Origin of the sequence: Actinomadura vinacea (assembly GCF_039532545.1) — a bacterium.
Lineage (GTDB): Bacteria > Actinomycetota > Actinomycetes > Streptosporangiales > Streptosporangiaceae > Spirillospora > Spirillospora vinacea.
Map to the genome: position 1 here is coordinate 1 of NZ_BAAARW010000016.1, position 17,136 is coordinate 17,136.

Below are 17,136 nucleotides of genomic sequence, written 5' to 3' on the forward strand. Positions count from 1 at the left end.
GACCCCGACGGGCCTCCTCATCGAACGCGATCATCTTTGCAGCCATAGGCTCCAGTCCTCCCGGAACAGGGTGGCCATGACGGACCGAGTCGACGCCCGCGACGGACGACCTCCCCGACGGCTGCCATTCCGCCGCCGGACTGAGGCCTCGTCGCCCCGATCCAGACTGTGGGATTGTCACTCTCCACAGCAGAGTGCCAATCGTTTTTTAGCACTCTACCCTGTCGAGTGCAAGCGTCGACCATCCCCACCAGGGCATACCTGGTCCAGGTTGCCAGACTTGCCCTGACCTGGGGGGAAGCCGCCCCCGCCCTGCCGGGGATGTGTCGCTGTGATCCACTGTGCGGCAGCGCCTGTCTTCCGCGGTCCCCGGCCGAGCGCGACGGCTTTGGAGGGGCGCAGCCCCGCGGACAGGTGACGACCAACCCGAGGAGCCACGACCGGCACTGCCGTAAGCGGCGTCGGCGGCGCGGGGCAGGCGCCACCGGTGCCCGCGCCTGATCAGGCTCGGGCACCTGCCGAGGGTCTGCCTCCTGATCAACGTGAGGCATCTCCCAGCCCGCCATCACACAGCGGATTGCCGAACTTTCAACTCCCGCGCGTAATCAAGAGGTGGCTGCGCTCGCGCCGGTGGCGCGCCGCCGCCTCAGCCGTTCTCGGACTCCACAAGGCCCATGGCGAAGGCGAACCTCTCCACGAACTCCCGGTAGGCCGGATCCGTCTCACCCGCCGCCAAGGCCGCAAGCTCGTCGACCAGATGCCGCTTGTCCGGGTCAGAGAGCTGGTTCAGGAGGTAACCGGCGTACTCCTGTTGCTTGATCGCCGTGTCGTCCTCCAAAACGGACTCATCACAGGTCTCGAAGAACCACGTGTACGCGACCACTGCTTGGAGTAGCTGTGTGACCAACTGAGGGGAGTCGCTCATCGCCGTGTCCCACCACGCCCTGCCGACAGGACATTACGCGGCCTCGTCTGGGTCGCTCCTGCCCGTCCGCCTCCCAGCGAACTCAGGCCTACAGCTTGAACCAGGAGACGGAGCGTCCGGCGTGCTCTGCGAGTTGCCGCGCGATCGTCTCAATTGCAGCGTCGGCCGTCTCCGGAGAGATCTCGCCTTCAAAAGCAACATGCCAACCGGGTGCCTCGCCGGAGAACGAGAGCTCGGTGCCACCAAGCCGGAGCCGGTGGTCACCCCACCCCTCCATCGCGACTGCGCCCCACCCGTGGGGAGTCAGCATCCGCGCGAGGTCGTTCACATGGACGGCGATCCAGCCCTCGTCTTCATCCGCCCGGATCAGATACTCACGCATCCGGACATCATCGCTTGAATCGCACCTCCGCCGTCCAATGCCCCTTTGGGACACGGAAATGGAGGCGGCTCTTCGCTGCACGACTTCCCCGGCAGGGGCAGTGGGGCGCCAGCGATGACGTCGTAAAATCGCCAGCCCTCTCGATCGCGCCTGCCTAGGGTCGCGGACATGTCACAGCACAGCCGGGACATCGTTCTGGGCGCCTGGAAAGCTTTCGCCAGCCATGATGCGGATCGGATATCCGAGGTCTTCACCGAGGACGCCGAGTGGCTGGCGCCCTCAGGGAACGCGACCGCCGTCGCGCTGGAAGGGGCCAGCCACATGGTCGGCCGGAAGGCGATCGTGCGCTTTCTCGCCGAGGACTTTCCCCGCTTCTTCGTGCGTGACGTCACCGTCACCTTTCACGGGATCCACGCCGACGGTGAGCGCGTGATCGTGGAGGAGACCATGACGGCGACGCTCGCCAACGGCAACCACTACGCCAACGATTACTGCTTCGTCTTCGAACTCCGAGACGGGCTGATCCACCGAGTCCGCGAGTACATGGATACAGCCCGCGGGCACCGCCTGGTCTTCGGGGAAGGACCCGGTCAGTCGTAGAAGTCGCCCACTGTTGGTTCACTCGAATGGGAGCGGCGACCATCCCCTGACCGTCCGACGCCGCCGTCGACCGGCCGTTGCGGGTGGGGCACTCGTCACCAGGCGGATATCCCGCGGCGGGATACGCTCGCCCGACGGACGGCGTTCGAAGCCCAGCATCAAGCGGCACCCGCCGCAGAGATCGGGGTCTGACTGTGACCGACCACCGCCGCATACTCAACATCGTCGTCTGCGCCGCCGGTCCCGCCGCCGACGTCGGCGAACTCGTCATCCTCGCCCAGCGGCGAGGGTGGGACGTCCAACTCATCGCCACGCCGTCATCCCAGGACTTCATCGACGTCGCAGCCCTGGAAGGCCAAACCGGTCACCCCGTCCGCAGTCAGTACCGCAAGCCGGGCGACCCTCGCGCCCCTTTGGCAGACGCGATCATCGTTGCCCCGGCGACCTACAACACCATCAACAAATGGGCCCACGGCGTCAGCGACACCTACGCCCTCGGTGTCCTGGCCGAAGCCCCGGGCTTGGGCACCCCGATCGTCGTCCTGCCTTTCGTCAACACCGCCCTGGCCGGCCGCCACGCGTTCAAGCACAGCGTTTCGACGCTGCGGAGCGAAGGTATCCGCATCCTGCTGGGCCCCGGTGAGTTCGAACCCCACAAACCGCGAAGCGGTGACGACCGGCAGGACGTCTTCCCCTGGAACCTGGCCGTGCGCGAAGTCGACCAGATGACCTGATCGCCCGATCGATCGTCGGCCCCCGGCCACTATCGTTCGGCGCGCGGTCGACCCCGGGGCATCCGACACCGCGCGGCCGCCGGGAAGAACGGCGCCGCATGTCCCAGGCCGTCAGCCCCAGACCGGCGTGCGGATTCGGTCATTCGTCGTCGAGCACGCCGGTGTTCTGGCAAGCGGTCAGGCGCCACTGGCCATCCTCCTTGGCCATGACGAAAAGCGGCGTGCCGACGTCCGGGCCGTCGGCCGTCTGGTACACCTGGCGCACTTTGACGGCGGCGACGTCCGGACGGATGAACAGCACGTGTTCCACCTCGAACGTGACCGTCGACCCTCGCATCCCGCCGGGGAGCACTTGGTGGGTGAAAGTCGAGATCGCTTCACGGCCGAAGAGGCGCTTGCCGCCGCCCGTCGTCCAGATGGCGTCGGCTCGGAACAGGCCGACGAACTCATCGGGGAGTTCGTTGTTCTGGGCGTGTTCGACCGTGGCGACCACCTGCTTGATCGCTTCGATCTCGGCCTCGCGTGTCGATATATCCGTTGCGCTCATGAAGATCACTGTGCAAACTCAAGCGCGCTTGAGGTCAACCGCCTTCTCGTACCGACCGCCGCGCGGTCAGCAGCCCTTGAAGTGGTCGTCGGCGGACCAGCCGGTGTTGGCCCAGTCCTTCGCGGGCGCGGGGGTTGAAGCCGGGGAACCGCTTGGCCCGCTCGGCTAGCAGCCAGTTGGCGAAGCGGGCGGCACCCTGCGGGCAGGTGTGGATGCCGTCGGCGCTGCGGTCGGCCTTGCCGTTCTTGACCCGCTGGTAGGTGCTGCCCCACACCGCGCCGGCGTCGAGCACGCCCGGCCGGCCCGAGGAACCCGCCGCGACCGCTCGGGCGACGTCAGGGGCGCGGTTCAGGTCGGCCATGTGCGGCTTGTAGAACTCGTCGGGCTTGATCGGTGGCGCGGTGACGAAGACCAGTTTCGCCCCGGCCCCGGTCACCGTGGCCAGCAGCTTGTCGTAGCCGGCCTGTTGCTCCTGCCGGCTGCCCCAGTCGTAGGTGGTGAGCTGGTAGACGACCGCGGTGGGTTTGCCGGAGGTGATCTGCCCGGGCAGCTTCTTCCAGTTCTTCTCGGAGAACGGTCCGACGACGTTCCCGCCGCCGTCCGCGGCGATCGACTGGAATCCCACGCCGCCGGACTTGAACGCGGCGGTCAGGGGCAGCGCCTCGCCCTGGGCGATGGAGTCGCCAAGGAAGAGCACCTTGGACAGCCCCGGTCCGGCGGTCGCGGTGGACTCGCCGGAGCAGGCGGAGGTCAGCAGGAGCAGCCCGGTCAGCCCGAGGGCGAGACTTCGTGTCTTGGTCATGGCTCGACGGTGCCGCCGCCGTGTCCCGGGGCCTCCGCCGCCATGTCGCGGTTGTGTCGCAGGAAACCGTCCCCACCGACGAGCCGGCCCGGCATTGTCCATGCTGGACGGGTAGCGGCGATCGAGGACGACCTGATGCTGCTGGGCGTCGACGGCTTCGAGGTGTGCCGCCGTATCCGGGCGGCGAGCGAGGTAGCTGTGATCATGCTCACCGCGCGTGGCGACGACTTCGACGTCGTCGGCGGCCGGGAGTCGGGCGCGGACGACTACGTCATCAAGCCGGCGCAGCCCACCGTGCTCGACGCGCGGATCCGCACGGTGCTGCGCCGCAGGTACAGGCTGTAGGAGATCAGCCCCAACCACCGCGGTGGCCGCGAGGCAAGGACCTTGGCGACCCACGCCTGCGGCGCCTGCGCACACAGCCCGATCAGCAGGGCGGAGGCCAGCGAGTGGGCGAAAAGCCCTCCGGTGAACAGCCACGACGAGTTCGCGCCGTCGACGAGCGACAGGTCCACCTCGAGGAAACCGCCCGGCAGAGGCCCGTGTGGAACAGCAGCACCCCGAGGATCGCGGCCCCTCGCAACCTGTCCAACGCGGGCAGATGCGGCCTGCGCCCAGTGGTCGGCCGAGCGGCATCGGCCGTCTGAACTCGCGTCATGGCACGACTGTGCTGCGCCCTTGTCGAGGTGCCGTCCCCGCCTTGTCGTGACGGCGGGGTCAGCCGAATCGGGGGCACGCCGCCCTGTGCCCCGCCATGCCTGGTCACGTAGGACGAGCCTGGCCGTAGTCGTGGCAGCGAACGCCGCGCAGGTCGATGTCGCCTCGATACTGGTGGCCGATCCGCTCGGCGACGCGCGCCGAGCGGGTGTTCCCCACGCCTACCAGTGACACCACCTCGGCGGCCCCGAGATCGTCGAAGCAGTACCGCAACGCCATGCTCGCCGCCTCGGTCGCGTACCCCCGGCCCCAGAACCGCCGTGCCAGGCACCATCCGAGCTCCAGCCCCGGCCATCCCAAAGGCTGCCAGGGCCCGACCCGGCCGACGAAGCATTCGGTGTCCTTCTCGACCACGGCGAAGTTCGAGAAGCCTTGAATCTGCTGATGGCCGAGGAACAGAGCGAGGTTTCGCCATGAATCCTCGCGGGACATGCTTCCCTCCGCGGACAGGAAACGCCCCACGTCCGGATCGGCGAGCATCGCCGCGTAGTCCTCGAAGTCCTCAGGCGTCAAGGGACGCAGGATCAGCCTCGGGGTCTCCAGAGTTCTCATGATCCAGATCGAAGCAAAGCCTCCGGATCCCGTCCGGAGAACACCGCTCAATGGCCCGACCAGGCCACGGGCGCGACTCGGGTACGTGATCTTGAAATGGAACGGCCTGATGGAGGCCGCGATCGCAGGAATTCGAACAAGCCCACGACGGCTCCTGGACGTCCCGCGGGGGCGCGAAGCGGAAGCGGCGGGGCGGGCTTGGCCATAAACTGCGCGCATGGAACTCAGAGATGCCGCGGGCATGATTCTTGCGGAGTCGGCGCCCCACCCCGAACTGCTGCGGGCGTCCCGGCACGCCTATGACGAGTTCGCCGCCGGACGCGAGGTCGCCCACCCCGTGCTCACGGAGATGCTGCGCGAGGCCGCGCGCAAGAACCTCTTCGGCGTGCTCAAGAGCAAGCACGGTGACCGGGCCTTCGACGACATGGTCGTGACGCTGGGGCGGTACATCGACCGGCAGGCACCGGTCGTGCGGCACTGACCCGGCGGATTCCCGACGCGAAGACCCGGCTCCCGGAAGAGGCCGGGTCTCGCGCGTTTCCCTCTTATATCGCGCGCACCGAGTCCGCCTGCGGACCCCGGTCGCTCTGCGTAATCTCGAATTCCACCCGCTGCCCCTGTTCAAGGCTGCGGTAGCCGTCCATCACGATGGCCGAGTAGTGGACGAACACGTCCCGGCCGCCGTCCACCGCGATGAAGCCGTAGCCCTTGTCCGCGTTGAACCATTTGACTGTGCCCTGCGCCATCAGCAAAACCTGCCGCTCGTCCGTGGCCGTGCCCACGGTTGGTGCTTCGGGCCAACACCCCTTCTACCGCGAGGCCCGGCGATCAGCGGTCACGTCCCCACCGCCCTTCGAAGGGCCGTGACGGGGTCGATGCGGCGTGATCGGGGTCGACCATATAGGCGGGGTGATAGAGACAACAGCCCTTATGACGGAAGACCGGACGGCCGGTAATGGTCACGGTGCGGGGCACTGACGAGAGGACGGACTTCTTCCTCCAGCCGCCGGGATATGTGCAACCCGTAGCGCGCCTCCAGCCGGTCGCGGGCGCGCACGAAGCGGTCGGCCGCCTCTTCCAAGGTGAGCGGAAGGACAGGGATTCCGAGGGGTTCGAGAAGGTGGCGGCGCATCCTGAGGAGTTCGCCCAGCACCCGATCGGTCATGCCGTGACGGCGCTTACTCACCAGCCACAATGACCAGTCCCAGAAGTGCGAATCCATTGCGGCGAGCGTGTCGGGACCGGCCCGCCACGGCGGGCTCCAGCTGCGCGCCACGTCCCGGAAGATGAGATCGACCTTGACGGGGCCGGGGAAGATGAGCAGGTAGCTCTCGCAGTCGCCCAGCGGGTCCCACTGGGCGGCGAGCGGCTGGTACCGGGAGATGAGTCCGGGCAGGTCGGCGGCCACCTCTCCGAAGTCCTCGGCGGTGACGGCGAAGTCCCAGTCGGACAGCTCGGTCGCGGTGCCGAGCGCCCGGGAACCGATGGGCTCGACCGCGGTCACCATCGGATGCCCGTGCACCGCGTCCGCGATCTCCGCCGCCGTCCCCATGCAGAGCCTTTACCCGAACCTGCAGGACAAAAGCCCTTTTCCCGGGTGTTCTCGAAAGAACACCCGGGATGGGACGAATCCCGGCTCAGCCGCCGGCGACGGCCGGGATGATCGAAATCTGGGCGCCCTCGGGCGTCGCGGTGTCCAGGCCGTCGGCGAAGCGCACGTCCTCGTCGCCCACGTACACGTTGACGAAGCGGCGGATCTTGCCGTTGTCGTCCAGGACGCGGGCCGCGATGCCCGGGTGGTTCGCCTCCAGGTCGGCCACCACCGCACGCAGCGTGGCGCCCTCGGCCTTGACCTCCGACTCGCCGCCGGTGAGGTTCCGGAGGATCGTCGGGATCCGCACGGAAACGGTGCTCATTGCTGGCTCCAAGAATGCTCGGATCGAACGGGAAAACGGGCTCAGGCGAGATCGGCGGCGCGGAACGCCTCGAGCGACGGGGCGATGTTCGCGCTCGGCGCCACCTGGGAGGAGATCGCGTCCAGGGTCTTGAGCCCGTCCCCGGAGTTGATGATCACCGTCTCGGCGGACGGGTCCAGCGCGCCGCTCTCCACCAGCTTGCGGAGGGTGGCCACGGTGACGCCGCCCGCCGTCTCGCCGAAGACGCCCTCGGTGCGCGCCAGCAGCCGGATGCCCTCGACGACCTGCTCGTCGGTGACGTCCTCCACCGCGCCGCCGGTGCGCCGCACCACGTCCAGCACGTAGGGTCCGTCGGCCGGGTTGCCGATCGCCAGCGACTTGGCGATCGTGGCCGGCTTGACCGGCCGCACCACGTCGTGGCCCGCCTTGAACGCGGCCGCCACCGGGTCGCAGCCCGCGGCCTGCGCGCCGAAGACCCGGTACGGCTTGTCCTCGACCAGGCCGAGCTTGATCAGCTCCTGGAACGCCTTGTCGATCTTGGTGAGCTGGGAGCCGGAGGCCACCGGGATGACGATCTGGTCGGGCAGCCGCCAGCCGAGCTGCTCGGCGATCTCGTAGCCCAGGGTCTTGGACCCCTCGGCGTAGTAGGGGCGCACGTTGACGTTGACGAACGCCCAGTCCTCCTGCTCCCCGGCAATCTCCGAGGCCAGCCGGTTCACGTCGTCGTAATTGCCGTCCACGGTGACGAACGTGCCGCCGTACACCGCGGTCGTGATGATCTTCTGCTGCTCCAGGTCGGACGGCACGAACACCGCGCTGCGGATCCCGGCCCGCGCCGCGGCCGCCGCGACCGCGTTGGCCAGGTTGCCCGTGGACGGGCAGGCCAGCACCTTGAAGCCCAGCTCGCGCGCCGCCGCCAGCGCCACCGCGACCACCCGGTCCTTGAACGAGTGCGTCGGGTTGCCGCTGTCGTCCTTGACCCAGAGCCGGGCCAGCCCCAGCGACTCGGCCAGCTGGTCGGCCCGGACCAGACGGGTCAGACCGGGCTCGGTGTTCGGCGTCTCGGCGACGTTGCCCGGCACCGGCAGCAGACCGCGGTAGCGCCAGATGTTGCGCGGGCCCGCCTCGATCGCGGCGCGGGTGACACCCCCGAAGTCGTAGGAGATCTCCAGGGGGCCGAAACACTCCGCACACGCGTAGAACGGGCCCAGCTCTCGACTGTGCCCGCACTCGCGGCAGGTCAGAGCGGTCGCGGGACCGAGGTTCACGGAGGTACTGGCAGGCGTGTGTGCCATAAGAGCGAGGCCTCTCCCCATCTTCCCTGTGCCACCTTGGTCACAGGCCGGAGTTGGCACCATCTCCCGGTCGGCCCCGCAGGATCGCGAGCGCATACGAACCAGGTGGTTGCCGGGGCTTCACAGGGCCGGTCCCTCCACCCCTCTGGATGAGCGTTATGAAGTTATATGAGGGCTGAGCTGGAAGACCGGCCCCTTGGCCACTGCGCTTCCTGCACCCCTCTGGTTGAGCGTTATGAAGTTGTGTGAGGGCTGAGCTGGAAGACCGGCCCTTTGGCCACTGCGCTTCCTGCACCCCTCTGGATGAGCGTTATGAAGTTGTGCACGTCTCAGACGGTCAGAACCTTGGCACCGCATGGGCGGTATCAGATCCTATGCGCCGACTTTACATGATCTGACCGGTTGGTGGGCGAGGGGGTCTCACCCACCGAGACGTTACCCGGCCCCAGGCTTGATCATCCAGGATTCGGCCCGCCCTCCGGACGGCGGGTGGCCCTGGGGCGCGAAGGGGCAGGTCAGGGGGTGGGGTGGCACTGGCTGGACGGGACGGGCGCGGGCTCGGACTGGGTCGGGTCGAGGAACACGTGCCGGACGATCGGCAGTCGCTCCTGGAGCCGCCGGTCGATCTCCCCCGCGGTGTCCTCGGCCTCGTCGGCGCTGATCGTGTCGGAGAAGTGCACCTTGGCGGCGACCAGCAGCTCGTCCGGGCCGAAGTGCATGGTGAACAGCTCGTCCACGCCGGTGACGCCGGGGGACGAGGCGATCTCGGCGCGGATCTCGCGCTGGGTCTCCGCCGCGACCGACTGGCCGATCAGCAGGCTGCGGCTGTCACGGCCGAGCGCGATGGCGACCACGACCAGCAGCAGCCCGATCATGATCGAGGCGAGGCCGTCCCAGAACGCGGAGCCGGTGAGCTGGCGCAGGGTCAGCCCGATCGCGGCGATGGCCAGGCCGATCATCGCGGCGGTGTCCTCGAACAGCGCCGCCTTGAACGTCACGTCGGGGGTGCGCCGTACGTGGTCGACGAGGTCGCGCCCGTTCTCGCGGGTCTCGCGCCGGGCCTGGACGTACGCGCGCAGCCAGGAGGTGCCCTCCAGCAGGGCCGCCAGCGCCAGTACCGCGTAGGCCAGCCAGAGGTGTTCGCCGCCGCCGGCCTCGTTGCCGGTGATCGTCAGCACTCCCTCGAAGATCGAGTAGCCGCCGCCCGCGACAAAGATCCCGAAGGCGGCCAGCAGCGACCAGAAGTACCGCTCGTTGCCGTACCCGAAGGGGTGCCGCCGGTTGGCCGGCCGGGCGCTGCGGCGCAGCGAGGCCAGCAGGAAACCCTGGTTGAGGGTGTCGGCGACCGAGTGCGCGCCCTCGGCGAGCATGGCGCTCGATCCGGCGAGCACGCCGGCGATCAGCTTGGTGAAGGCGAGAATCAGGTTGGCCGTTCCCGCGACGAGCACAGTCTTGGTGGTTTCGGACTTGCTCATCCGCGTCCGGTACCCAAGGTCATCCCGCTCAACCTAGGGCAAGTATGTGATGGTGTCCCTCGGGGCACTTTGATCTGCGTGGATCTCAGCTGAGATTCTGCCGGTATGAGCCAAGTGCTGGTGGCGTCGAACCGGGGGCCGGTGTCGTTCTCGCTGTCGGACGACGGCGCGCTGACCATGCGGCGCGGGGGCGGCGGGCTGGTGTCCGGCCTGGCCGGTGTCACAGGCGGCGCGGACGCCCCGGAGGTGCTGTGGGTGTGCGCGGCGCTCGGTGACGGCGACCGCGCGGCCGCGCGCCGCGCCCCGGACGGCCGCCTCGACCAGGCAGGGCACGATCTCGGCGGGGCGGCGGTACGGATGCTCGACATCCCCGCGGCCACGTTCCAGCGGGCCTACAACGCCGTGGCGAACTCGACGCTCTGGTTCGTCCACCACCTGCTGTACGACACCCCGAACGCCCCGCACTTCGATGCGCGGTCCCGGCGCGACTGGCAGTCGTACGAGGCCTACAACGCCGCGTTCGCCGACGCCCTCGCCCGCGACGCCGCGCCCGGCGCCAAGGCCGCGATCCAGGACTACCACCTGTCGCTGGCCCCCCGGATGCTGCGCGACCGGCGCCCAGACCTGAAGATCGTGCATTTCTCGCACACGCCCTGGGCCCCGCCCGAGTACTTCCGGCTGCTGCCGGACGACATCGGCGAGCAGGTGCTGGACGGCGTCCTGGGCGCCGATCACGCGGCGTTCCTGAGCGAGCGGTGGGCCGAGGCGTTCGTGGACTGCTGCGCGGCGCTGCTGCCCGGCGTCAAGATCGACCGCGCGGCCCGCACGGTGTCCCGCGGCGGCCACACCACCGGCATCGGCGTGCACGGGCTGGGTGTGGACGGTGCCGCGCTGCGCCGCCGGGCCGCCGAGCCGGACGTCGTGGCCCGCGCCCAGGCCCTCCGGGAGCAGGTCGGGGACCGGCGGCTGATCGTGCGGATCGACCGGACCGAGCTGTCGAAGAACATCGTCCGGGGGCTGGCCGCGTACCGGGAGCTGCTGGTGAACCACCCCGAGTGGCGGGGCCGGGTCGCGCACCTGGCGTTCGCGTACCCGTCCCGGTACGACCTTCCCGAGTACCGGGCGTACACGGCGGCCGTGGAGCGGATGGCGGCGCGGATCTCCGAGGAGTTCGGCACGCCGGACTGGGACCCGCTGATCCTCCAGGTGAACGACGACTATCCGCGTTCGCTCGCGGCGTTCGGCCTGGCGGACGTGCTGCTGGTCAACCCGATCCGCGACGGAATGAACCTGGTCGCCAAGGAGGGCCCGGTCGTGTCGGAGCGCGGCTGCGCGCTGGTGCTGTCCCGGGAGGCGGGGGCCGCGGCGGAACTCGCCGATGACGCCCTGCTCGTGAATCCCTACGACGTGTCGCAGACCGCTGAGGCGCTGCACCAGGCCCTCCTGATGCCGGACGACGAGCGCGCCGCGCGGTGCGAGCGGCTGGCGGCAGCGGCCACCGCGCTGCCGCCCCAACGCTGGTTCGCCGACCAGCTTGCCGCCCTCGACTGACCGGCCCTCCGCAGGGGACGGTCAGTCCGAAAGGGTCGGTCAGCAGTAGGCGGGGTGGGCTTCGGCGGGTAGGAGGCTGTGGACGGGGTTGGGCTCGTGGCGGCTGCGCCAGCGGTCGCGTAGGGCGGCCTTTTGCTGAGCCAGCCTGCGATGCGTGCTCGTCCGGGCGTACCGGGTGAGCTGTGCGGTGTTCGGACGCCGGGCCTCGTCGCTGGGTTCGTAGCCGTACTCGATGAGCCGCTCGCCGAACGCCGCCTCCGCGAGGCCGACCTCCCAGGGCTCCAGCCGTCCCGCCCAGGTGCCGGCGCGGCGCGTGCCGATGCTGTCGTGCCAGCGGTGCTGCTTTGGGATGAGCAGCCGCGCCACATCACTGGGGGCGGTCATCTCCCAGTGGAAGTCCTCGCCGAGGAACGCGCACAGGCTGGTCAGTTCCTCGACCGGGTCGGCGACGAGGCGCTCGTACTGGAGCTCGTAGTAGACGTCGGGGCCGAGTCGCGAAGCCATCCGCCGGCCGACGTCGATCGCCTCCCGCCACATGGACACGGCGTGGAAGACGTCCTGCCGGAACCAGGGCATCGCTTTGAGGGAGGCGACGCAGTCGCGGCCGTCCCTGATCAGGTGGATGAACTGGGCGTCGGGGAACATCCGCAGCAGCACGTCCACATGCTGGAAGTAGCCGGGCCGCTTGTCGCCCCAGCGGGATTTGCCGAAGCGGCGGGCGTACGCGCGGAAGACGATGTCCAGCGCGGAGCCCAGCGAGGGCGGCCCGTCGACGATCTCCGCGGCCACCTCCGCGGCGTCCAGGCCGAGATCGGTGAACCGGCCGGCCTCCCGGCCGGTGATCCACTCCGCGAGCGCGCGCCTGTTGTTCCTATCTCCAAGGTCACCGAAGTCACACCGCGACGCATAGGCCGCCAGCAGGAACCGGTTCTCGGCGGGGATCGCGATCCGCGGATGGGAGTGCAGCATCAGTTGCAGCAGCGTCGTGCCCGACCGCGGGCATCCGATGACGAACAGCGGCCGGCCGGGCAGGACGTCGATGCCTGCCGTGAGTGTCGAGAGCATGACGGCATGCTGGCCGAACCGCACCGCGCTCCGCCCGGCGCCTGACGCACGGTTGGCCGGGACTTGCCGTTGCTTGACCGCCCCTGATCAGGTGTAGGACTCGCCCAGCGTCTGGCGGACCTGCTTCCGGGCCTCGTGGATGCGCGATTTGACCGTTCCCAGCGGCAGCTTGAGCTGCTCGGCGATCTCGGAGTACTCCAGCTGGGACACGTCGCGCAGCACCAGTGCCTGGATCAGGTCGGGCTTGCGCGCCTCCAGGTCCTCCATGGCGTCGAGGATGTCGACCCGGGAACCGGCGATCACGCTGGTCCGGCGCGGGTCGGGTCGCTGCTGGGGCAGCTCGCCGGCCTGCTCCACCGACCGCCGCTTCAGGGACCGGTAGGTGGACCGTGCGGAGTTCGCCACCACGACGTGCAGCCAGGTGCTGAACCGCGACCGCCCCTCGAACCGGTGGATGTTCCGCGCCACCTGCAACAACGCGTCCTGGCAGGCCTCCTCGGCGTCCTGCCTGCAGGGCAGGAAGCGCGAGCTGTGCCGCAGCACGTCGGGCTGGATCTTGCCAAGCAGCTCGTTGAGGGCGCTTTGGTCGCCCTGAGCCGCCTTGACGGCCAGCTCCTCGGTCCTTTCATCGAATGCCATCGCCGCGCCCCATGCTCGTTCGCACACACTCCCCGTTTGTTGGGCATGATACGGGAGTGTCCTTCCCTCCTATGGTCGGCCGTTACCGAATCGATCGCGTCCTCGGCTCGGGCGCGTTCGCCTCGGTGTGGCTGGGCCACGACGAAGCCCTCGACTCCCAGGTCGCGATCAAGGTGCTGTCCGGGAGCCTCATCGACGACCTCGACGTGCGCAATCGCTTCCTGGAGGAGGCGCGGATCCTGCGCCGGGCCGACTCGTCGCGGCTGGTGCGGGTGCACGACATCGGCGAGCTTCCGGACGGCCGCCCCTACTTCGTCATGTCGTACGCCGACCGCGGCACTCTGGCCGATCGGATGCGCGAACGGCCACTTCCGGTCGGCGAGGCCCTTGTGCTCGCCGAGGAGATCGCCTATGGGGTGGAGGTCATCAACGCCCTCGGGGTGATCCACCGCGATCTCAAGCCGTCCAACGTGCTGTTCCAGTCGGCGCCGGACGGCGGCGAGCGGCTCCTGATCGCCGATCTCGGGCTGGCCAAGGCGCTCGCCCACGCCTCGGGGGCGTTCACCCTTCCGGTCGGCACGCCGGGGTACATGTCGCCCGAGCAGGCCCGGTTCGGCGGCGGCCTCGACGTTCGGGCCGACGTGTACGGCCTGGGCGCACTGATCTACCACATGCTCACGGGACGGCCGCCCGGCCCGCCGCCGGTGCGGACCGCGCCGAGCTCGCTGCGGGAGGGCCTGACGCCCGCGTTCGACCAGGTCGTCCTGCGTGCGCTCGACGTCGAGCGGGAGAAGCGCTGGCCGACCGCCGAGGCCTTCGCGGAGGCTCTGGCGACGCTCCGGCCGACCGGCTCGCCTTCGACGTCGAACGCGGGGCCCGGGCCGGGAGCCCCTCCGCCCGCGGTGCAGGAGCCGCCGCAGACCATCCAGGACCAGTTCTATCCGGCCGACCCGTCGTACTCCTACGCGCAGGGGCCGGGACCTGCCGCGCCGCAGCCGAGCCACCCGGAGCCTCCACCACCTCAGCCGCCGGCGAGTCATGGCCGGCCCGGGCCCCCTCCGCCGCCGTCGGTCGCTCCGGCGCAGGGCTACCCGCCCCCGCCCTATCCGGATCAGGAGCCCTCCACCCGGGAGGAGCCGCCTACTCCGGAAGACGCGACGCGCACCTCGGAGGTCGCGCCCCCGCCGCGGCCTTTGGACGAACAGACCATCGTCGACCATCCCAGCCGTTACGGCCCGCCCTCTCCCGGCCCTTCGGGCGGGGCCGACGACAGCCGCACCATCTCGTTCCCCCAGCCGCCAGATCCTCCAGGGCCGCCGCAGCCGCCGGGTGAAGAAGGCAAGACGTCGGCGTTCCCTGTTCAAGGCCCCACGCAGGGCCCGCCCATGGGCCCCGGCCAAGGGCCAGGGCCTGGACCGGCGCCGGGGCCTGGGCAGGGGCCGGGGCCTGGGCCTGGGCCTGGGCAGGGACCTCCGCCGACGGGCTTCCAGCCTCCTTCGCAGCCGGGCGGCAAGCCGTCCGAGGGGCCGATGGCGCGGCTCAAGAAGCTCGGCCTGCCCGGACGTCCCGGCGGCACCGGTGGCGGCACCGGCGCGGGCCCGGGTGCGGCGGGCCGCAGGAGCATGATCATCGCCGCGATCATCCTGTCGGTCGCCCTGGTCGGCGGGCTGGCCCTGGGGACGCTGCTGTCCGGCGGCGACGAACCGTCCAAGCCCGAGAAGCCGGCGGTGCCCAAGGACTTCGTCCAGGTCTCCGACACCGGCGGCAAGATCCGGGCGGCGGTGCCGAAGGCGTGGCCGCGCGGGCAGGAGGCCACCTGGCCGCCCACGAGCGTCGGGCTGAACGATCCGCAGGCCCGGCCGGTGCTCCGCGCCTCCCCGAACGTCGAGGATTTCAAGGGCGACGGCAAGAGCCCGGGCGTCTTCATCGGCCTGACCACCGACGTGGCCAACGGCAAGCTGCCGCCGCCGAACGCCAGCCGGCACGGGCAGTGCACCCGCGCCAACCCGGAGAACTACACCTCGCCGGACAAGGCGCTGACCGGCACCATCACCCGCTTCACCGGCTGCCGGGTGGGCACCCCGACGGTGGTGGAGGTCGGGCTGCGCGACAAGACCGGCAAGTTCGGGGCGTGGATCCGGGTCAAGGAGACCGGCAACCGGAACGCCACCAAGGACATCCTGGACAACCTCAAGCTCACCGCCCCCTGATCGTCCACACGCGCCGGGCGCGGGACCGCTGAGCACATCCCCGGCGGCAGGGTCGAGCCTCGCTCCCCTGCCGCCTTCGCATGCCCCGTGTCAACCCTTCACGCCTTCAAAGTTGCATCGCGAGCATTCGACGATATATCGTTAATGCATCGCAACCGATCACCAGTAGAAGGAGAACGCGATGAGGCACGGAAGACGATTCATCACTCCGGAGGAGCGGGCCCGCCGCGGCGAACCGTTCGGCCCCTGGGACGGCCCCGGCGGCCATCGCGGCGGGCGCGGGCGCGGTGGCCGCGGCCGGCGCACCCGGCGCGGCAACGTCCGCGCCGCCCTGCTGGCCCTGCTGGCCGAGCGGCCCATGCACGGCTACGAGATGATCCAGGAACTCGACGAGCGCACCGGCGGCGTCTGGCGCCCCAGCCCCGGCTCGGTCTACCCGACGCTGCAGCTGCTGGAGGAAGAGGGCCGGGTCACCAGCCAGGAAGAGAACGGCAAGCGGCTGTTCGCGCTCACCGACAGCGGCCGCGAGGAGGTCGCCGGGCAGACCTCCGTCCCCTGGGAGGAGATCACCGAGGCCGCCGGGGAGAACGCGCTGCGCGGACGCGAGGCCGTGGGGCAGCTCATGGGGGCGCTGCACCAGGTCATGGCCGTCGGCAGCGAGAACCAGAAGGCCCGCGCGCTGGACGTCGTCAACGACGCCCGCCGCCGCCTGTACGGCATCCTCGCCGACGACCCCGAAGCCGAGTGATCCCTCAAGGCGAAGAGCCCGGGCCCCGAACGGGTCCCGGGCTCTTCCACGTCACGGGTCAGCCCGGGAAAGGTGCCTCCTTGGCCAGCTGGTCGGCCACGTAGAGCTGCTTCCAGATGTACAGCCGCATGTCGGCCCGCCTGACCCGCCGGTCCACCGGCACGTCCACCGTCGCCCGCACCAGATAGGACGCGCCTGGCGCCATGTACTTGTCGCCGCCGTCCCCCGGCTCGGGGCCGCGGCCCGCGACCGTCCGGACGATCCCGCTTTTGATCGGCGGCGTGCACATGCTCTCTGGCACCCCGGCCTGCCACATGCAGCGGCCGCGCGCCCGCGGCGCCACCAGATCGCGCCGCACGAAGACGTCCCCGGGGAAGTCGAGCAGCACCCGCTGCCGCGACGGGTTGGTCAGGACGTACTCGATGAAGGGGGCCGCCGAGCGTGCCGCCGGCGACGACTGCTGCGGCGCCACCCCGTCGTCGAGGCCGGCCCGCACGGCCGCGATCCGGTACCGGGAGCCGTCGGCGGTGCCGATCTCGACCGGCGCGCCGGTGCGCGGCGCCCGTGCCGGGACCGTGCCGGTTCTCCCGCCGACCGTCTGCGGCTCGGGGCTGACCTGCACGCCGTTCGACCGGGGCAGCAGGACGATCGCGCCCGCGGCCAGCCCGGCGGCGGCGATGCCCGACACCAGCCCGGCGGCGACGAACCTCTTCCGCCTCCGGCGCCGCTCGGGCGGGGGCCCGGCCACCGGGCGCCGAGCCCGTTCACGGCCGCGGCGGCGGGCACCGAGGCGCACCTGGACTCCGCTGGTCTCGCGCGATCCGAGCGGCTTGGACGGACGGGCGCTCTGCGCGGGAGGAACGAGCGGCGTCACCTGCGGCGCCGCAGGATCCGGCTGCCGCCGGCGCGGTGTTCCCGGCTCGGTGTCCACCTCACCCTCCTCTTCCTCGGCGCACAGTCTTACGCAGAAGGCAATCT

The 17,136-nt window shown here is 70.1% G+C and carries 19 protein-coding genes, 1 pseudogene and 1 riboswitch; of the genes and pseudogenes, 7 read left to right on the forward strand and 13 right to left on the reverse strand.

Going from position 1 to position 17,136, the window contains the following annotated elements; all coding sequences use genetic code 11:
• Positions 1-646: 646 nt before the first annotated feature.
• On the reverse strand, positions 647-925 hold the full coding sequence (locus ABD340_RS21235) for a hypothetical protein (protein WP_344590988.1): 279 nt from the start codon (positions 923-925) through the stop codon (positions 647-649).
• Between the two features lie 88 nt (positions 926-1,013).
• Complete coding sequence (locus ABD340_RS21240; protein ID WP_344590989.1) at positions 1,014-1,307, reverse strand: hypothetical protein; 294 nt, start codon at positions 1,305-1,307, stop codon at positions 1,014-1,016.
• Between the two features lie 168 nt (positions 1,308-1,475).
• On the opposite strand from ABD340_RS21240, the gene ABD340_RS21245 reads away from it, so the two are divergent.
• Together ABD340_RS21245 and ABD340_RS21250 are read left to right on the forward strand one after the other, a co-directional pair.
• Positions 1,476-1,907 (forward strand): nuclear transport factor 2 family protein, encoded by a 432-nt coding sequence (locus tag ABD340_RS21245; RefSeq protein ID WP_344590991.1) that lies wholly within the window; start codon positions 1,476-1,478, stop codon positions 1,905-1,907.
• Between the two features lie 194 nt (positions 1,908-2,101).
• On the forward strand, positions 2,102-2,641 hold the full coding sequence (locus tag ABD340_RS21250) for a flavoprotein (protein ID WP_344590992.1): 540 nt from the start codon (positions 2,102-2,104) through the stop codon (positions 2,639-2,641).
• A gap of 139 nt (positions 2,642-2,780) precedes the next feature.
• On the opposite strand, the gene ABD340_RS21255 is transcribed toward ABD340_RS21250, so the two are convergent.
• The gene (locus ABD340_RS21255; RefSeq protein ID WP_344590993.1) at positions 2,781-3,188 is read right to left on the reverse strand and encodes an SgcJ/EcaC family oxidoreductase; all 408 of its coding nucleotides are present in this window, start codon (positions 3,186-3,188) and stop codon (positions 2,781-2,783) included.
• 34 nt (positions 3,189-3,222) lie between these two features.
• On the reverse strand, positions 3,223-3,990 hold the full coding sequence (locus ABD340_RS21260) for an SGNH/GDSL hydrolase family protein (RefSeq protein WP_344590994.1): 768 nt from the start codon (positions 3,988-3,990) through the stop codon (positions 3,223-3,225).
• A gap of 129 nt (positions 3,991-4,119) precedes the next feature.
• Between ABD340_RS21260 and ABD340_RS21265 the strand changes: the two are divergent.
• Positions 4,120-4,320: pseudogene (locus ABD340_RS21265) on the forward strand (response regulator); the annotation flags it as partial.
• 432 nt (positions 4,321-4,752) lie between these two features.
• Here the strand turns inward: ABD340_RS21265 and ABD340_RS21270 are convergent.
• Positions 4,753-5,259: a GNAT family N-acetyltransferase gene (locus tag ABD340_RS21270; RefSeq protein WP_344590996.1), complete on the reverse strand. Its 507-nt coding sequence runs from the start codon at positions 5,257-5,259 to the stop codon at positions 4,753-4,755.
• Between the two features lie 217 nt (positions 5,260-5,476).
• On the opposite strand from ABD340_RS21270, the gene ABD340_RS21275 reads away from it, so the two are divergent.
• On the forward strand, positions 5,477-5,740 hold the full coding sequence (locus tag ABD340_RS21275) for a hypothetical protein (RefSeq protein WP_344590997.1): 264 nt from the start codon (positions 5,477-5,479) through the stop codon (positions 5,738-5,740).
• A gap of 64 nt (positions 5,741-5,804) precedes the next feature.
• Here the strand turns inward: ABD340_RS21275 and ABD340_RS21280 are convergent, their stop codons facing one another.
• The 5 genes from ABD340_RS21280 to ABD340_RS21300 all read right to left on the reverse strand — a co-directional run bounded on the left by ABD340_RS21280 (position 5,805) and on the right by ABD340_RS21300 (position 9,945).
• On the reverse strand, positions 5,805-6,005 hold the full coding sequence (locus ABD340_RS21280) for a cold-shock protein (protein ID WP_344591659.1): 201 nt from the start codon (positions 6,003-6,005) through the stop codon (positions 5,805-5,807).
• 182 nt (positions 6,006-6,187) lie between these two features.
• Positions 6,188-6,811 (reverse strand): hypothetical protein, encoded by a 624-nt coding sequence (locus ABD340_RS21285; RefSeq protein ID WP_344590999.1) that lies wholly within the window; start codon positions 6,809-6,811, stop codon positions 6,188-6,190.
• An 85-nt stretch (positions 6,812-6,896) separates the two neighbouring features.
• The gene (locus ABD340_RS21290; RefSeq protein ID WP_344591000.1) at positions 6,897-7,175 is read right to left on the reverse strand and encodes a MoaD/ThiS family protein; all 279 of its coding nucleotides are present in this window, start codon (positions 7,173-7,175) and stop codon (positions 6,897-6,899) included.
• Positions 7,176-7,216: 41 nt separating this feature from the next.
• On the reverse strand, positions 7,217-8,470 hold the full coding sequence (thrC, locus tag ABD340_RS21295) for a threonine synthase (protein ID WP_344591002.1): 1,254 nt from the start codon (positions 8,468-8,470) through the stop codon (positions 7,217-7,219).
• Positions 8,471-8,484: 14 nt separating this feature from the next.
• Positions 8,485-8,626: riboswitch (SAM riboswitch) on the reverse strand.
• A gap of 359 nt (positions 8,627-8,985) precedes the next feature.
• The gene (locus ABD340_RS21300; RefSeq protein WP_344591003.1) at positions 8,986-9,945 is read right to left on the reverse strand and encodes a cation diffusion facilitator family transporter; all 960 of its coding nucleotides are present in this window, start codon (positions 9,943-9,945) and stop codon (positions 8,986-8,988) included.
• A 105-nt stretch (positions 9,946-10,050) separates the two neighbouring features.
• Here ABD340_RS21300 and ABD340_RS21305 point away from each other — a divergent pair, with 105 nt between their 5' ends.
• Positions 10,051-11,496 (forward strand): alpha,alpha-trehalose-phosphate synthase (UDP-forming), encoded by a 1,446-nt coding sequence (locus tag ABD340_RS21305; RefSeq protein ID WP_344591004.1) that lies wholly within the window; start codon positions 10,051-10,053, stop codon positions 11,494-11,496.
• A gap of 39 nt (positions 11,497-11,535) precedes the next feature.
• Here ABD340_RS21305 and ABD340_RS21310 read toward each other — a convergent pair whose 3' ends face one another.
• Together ABD340_RS21310 and ABD340_RS21315 are read right to left on the reverse strand one after the other, a co-directional pair.
• On the reverse strand, positions 11,536-12,561 hold the full coding sequence (locus ABD340_RS21310) for a sulfotransferase family protein (RefSeq protein ID WP_344591005.1): 1,026 nt from the start codon (positions 12,559-12,561) through the stop codon (positions 11,536-11,538).
• An 87-nt stretch (positions 12,562-12,648) separates the two neighbouring features.
• Complete coding sequence (locus ABD340_RS21315) at positions 12,649-13,200, reverse strand: RNA polymerase sigma factor (protein WP_344591006.1); 552 nt, start codon at positions 13,198-13,200, stop codon at positions 12,649-12,651.
• A 56-nt stretch (positions 13,201-13,256) separates the two neighbouring features.
• On the opposite strand from ABD340_RS21315, the gene ABD340_RS21320 reads away from it, so the two are divergent.
• Both ABD340_RS21320 and ABD340_RS21325 read left to right on the forward strand, forming a co-directional pair.
• Positions 13,257-15,410, forward strand: a complete 2,154-nt coding sequence (locus ABD340_RS21320; RefSeq protein WP_344591008.1) for a serine/threonine-protein kinase — start codon at positions 13,257-13,259, stop codon at positions 15,408-15,410.
• Positions 15,411-15,591: 181 nt separating this feature from the next.
• Entirely contained in the window at positions 15,592-16,158 is a 567-nt protein-coding gene (locus tag ABD340_RS21325) for a PadR family transcriptional regulator (protein ID WP_344591009.1), read from the forward strand.
• Positions 16,159-16,216: 58 nt separating this feature from the next.
• Here the strand turns inward: ABD340_RS21325 and ABD340_RS21330 are convergent, their stop codons facing one another.
• On the reverse strand, positions 16,217-17,089 hold the full coding sequence (locus ABD340_RS21330) for a hypothetical protein (RefSeq protein WP_344591010.1): 873 nt from the start codon (positions 17,087-17,089) through the stop codon (positions 16,217-16,219).
• Between the last annotated feature and the right edge of the window lie 47 nt (positions 17,090-17,136).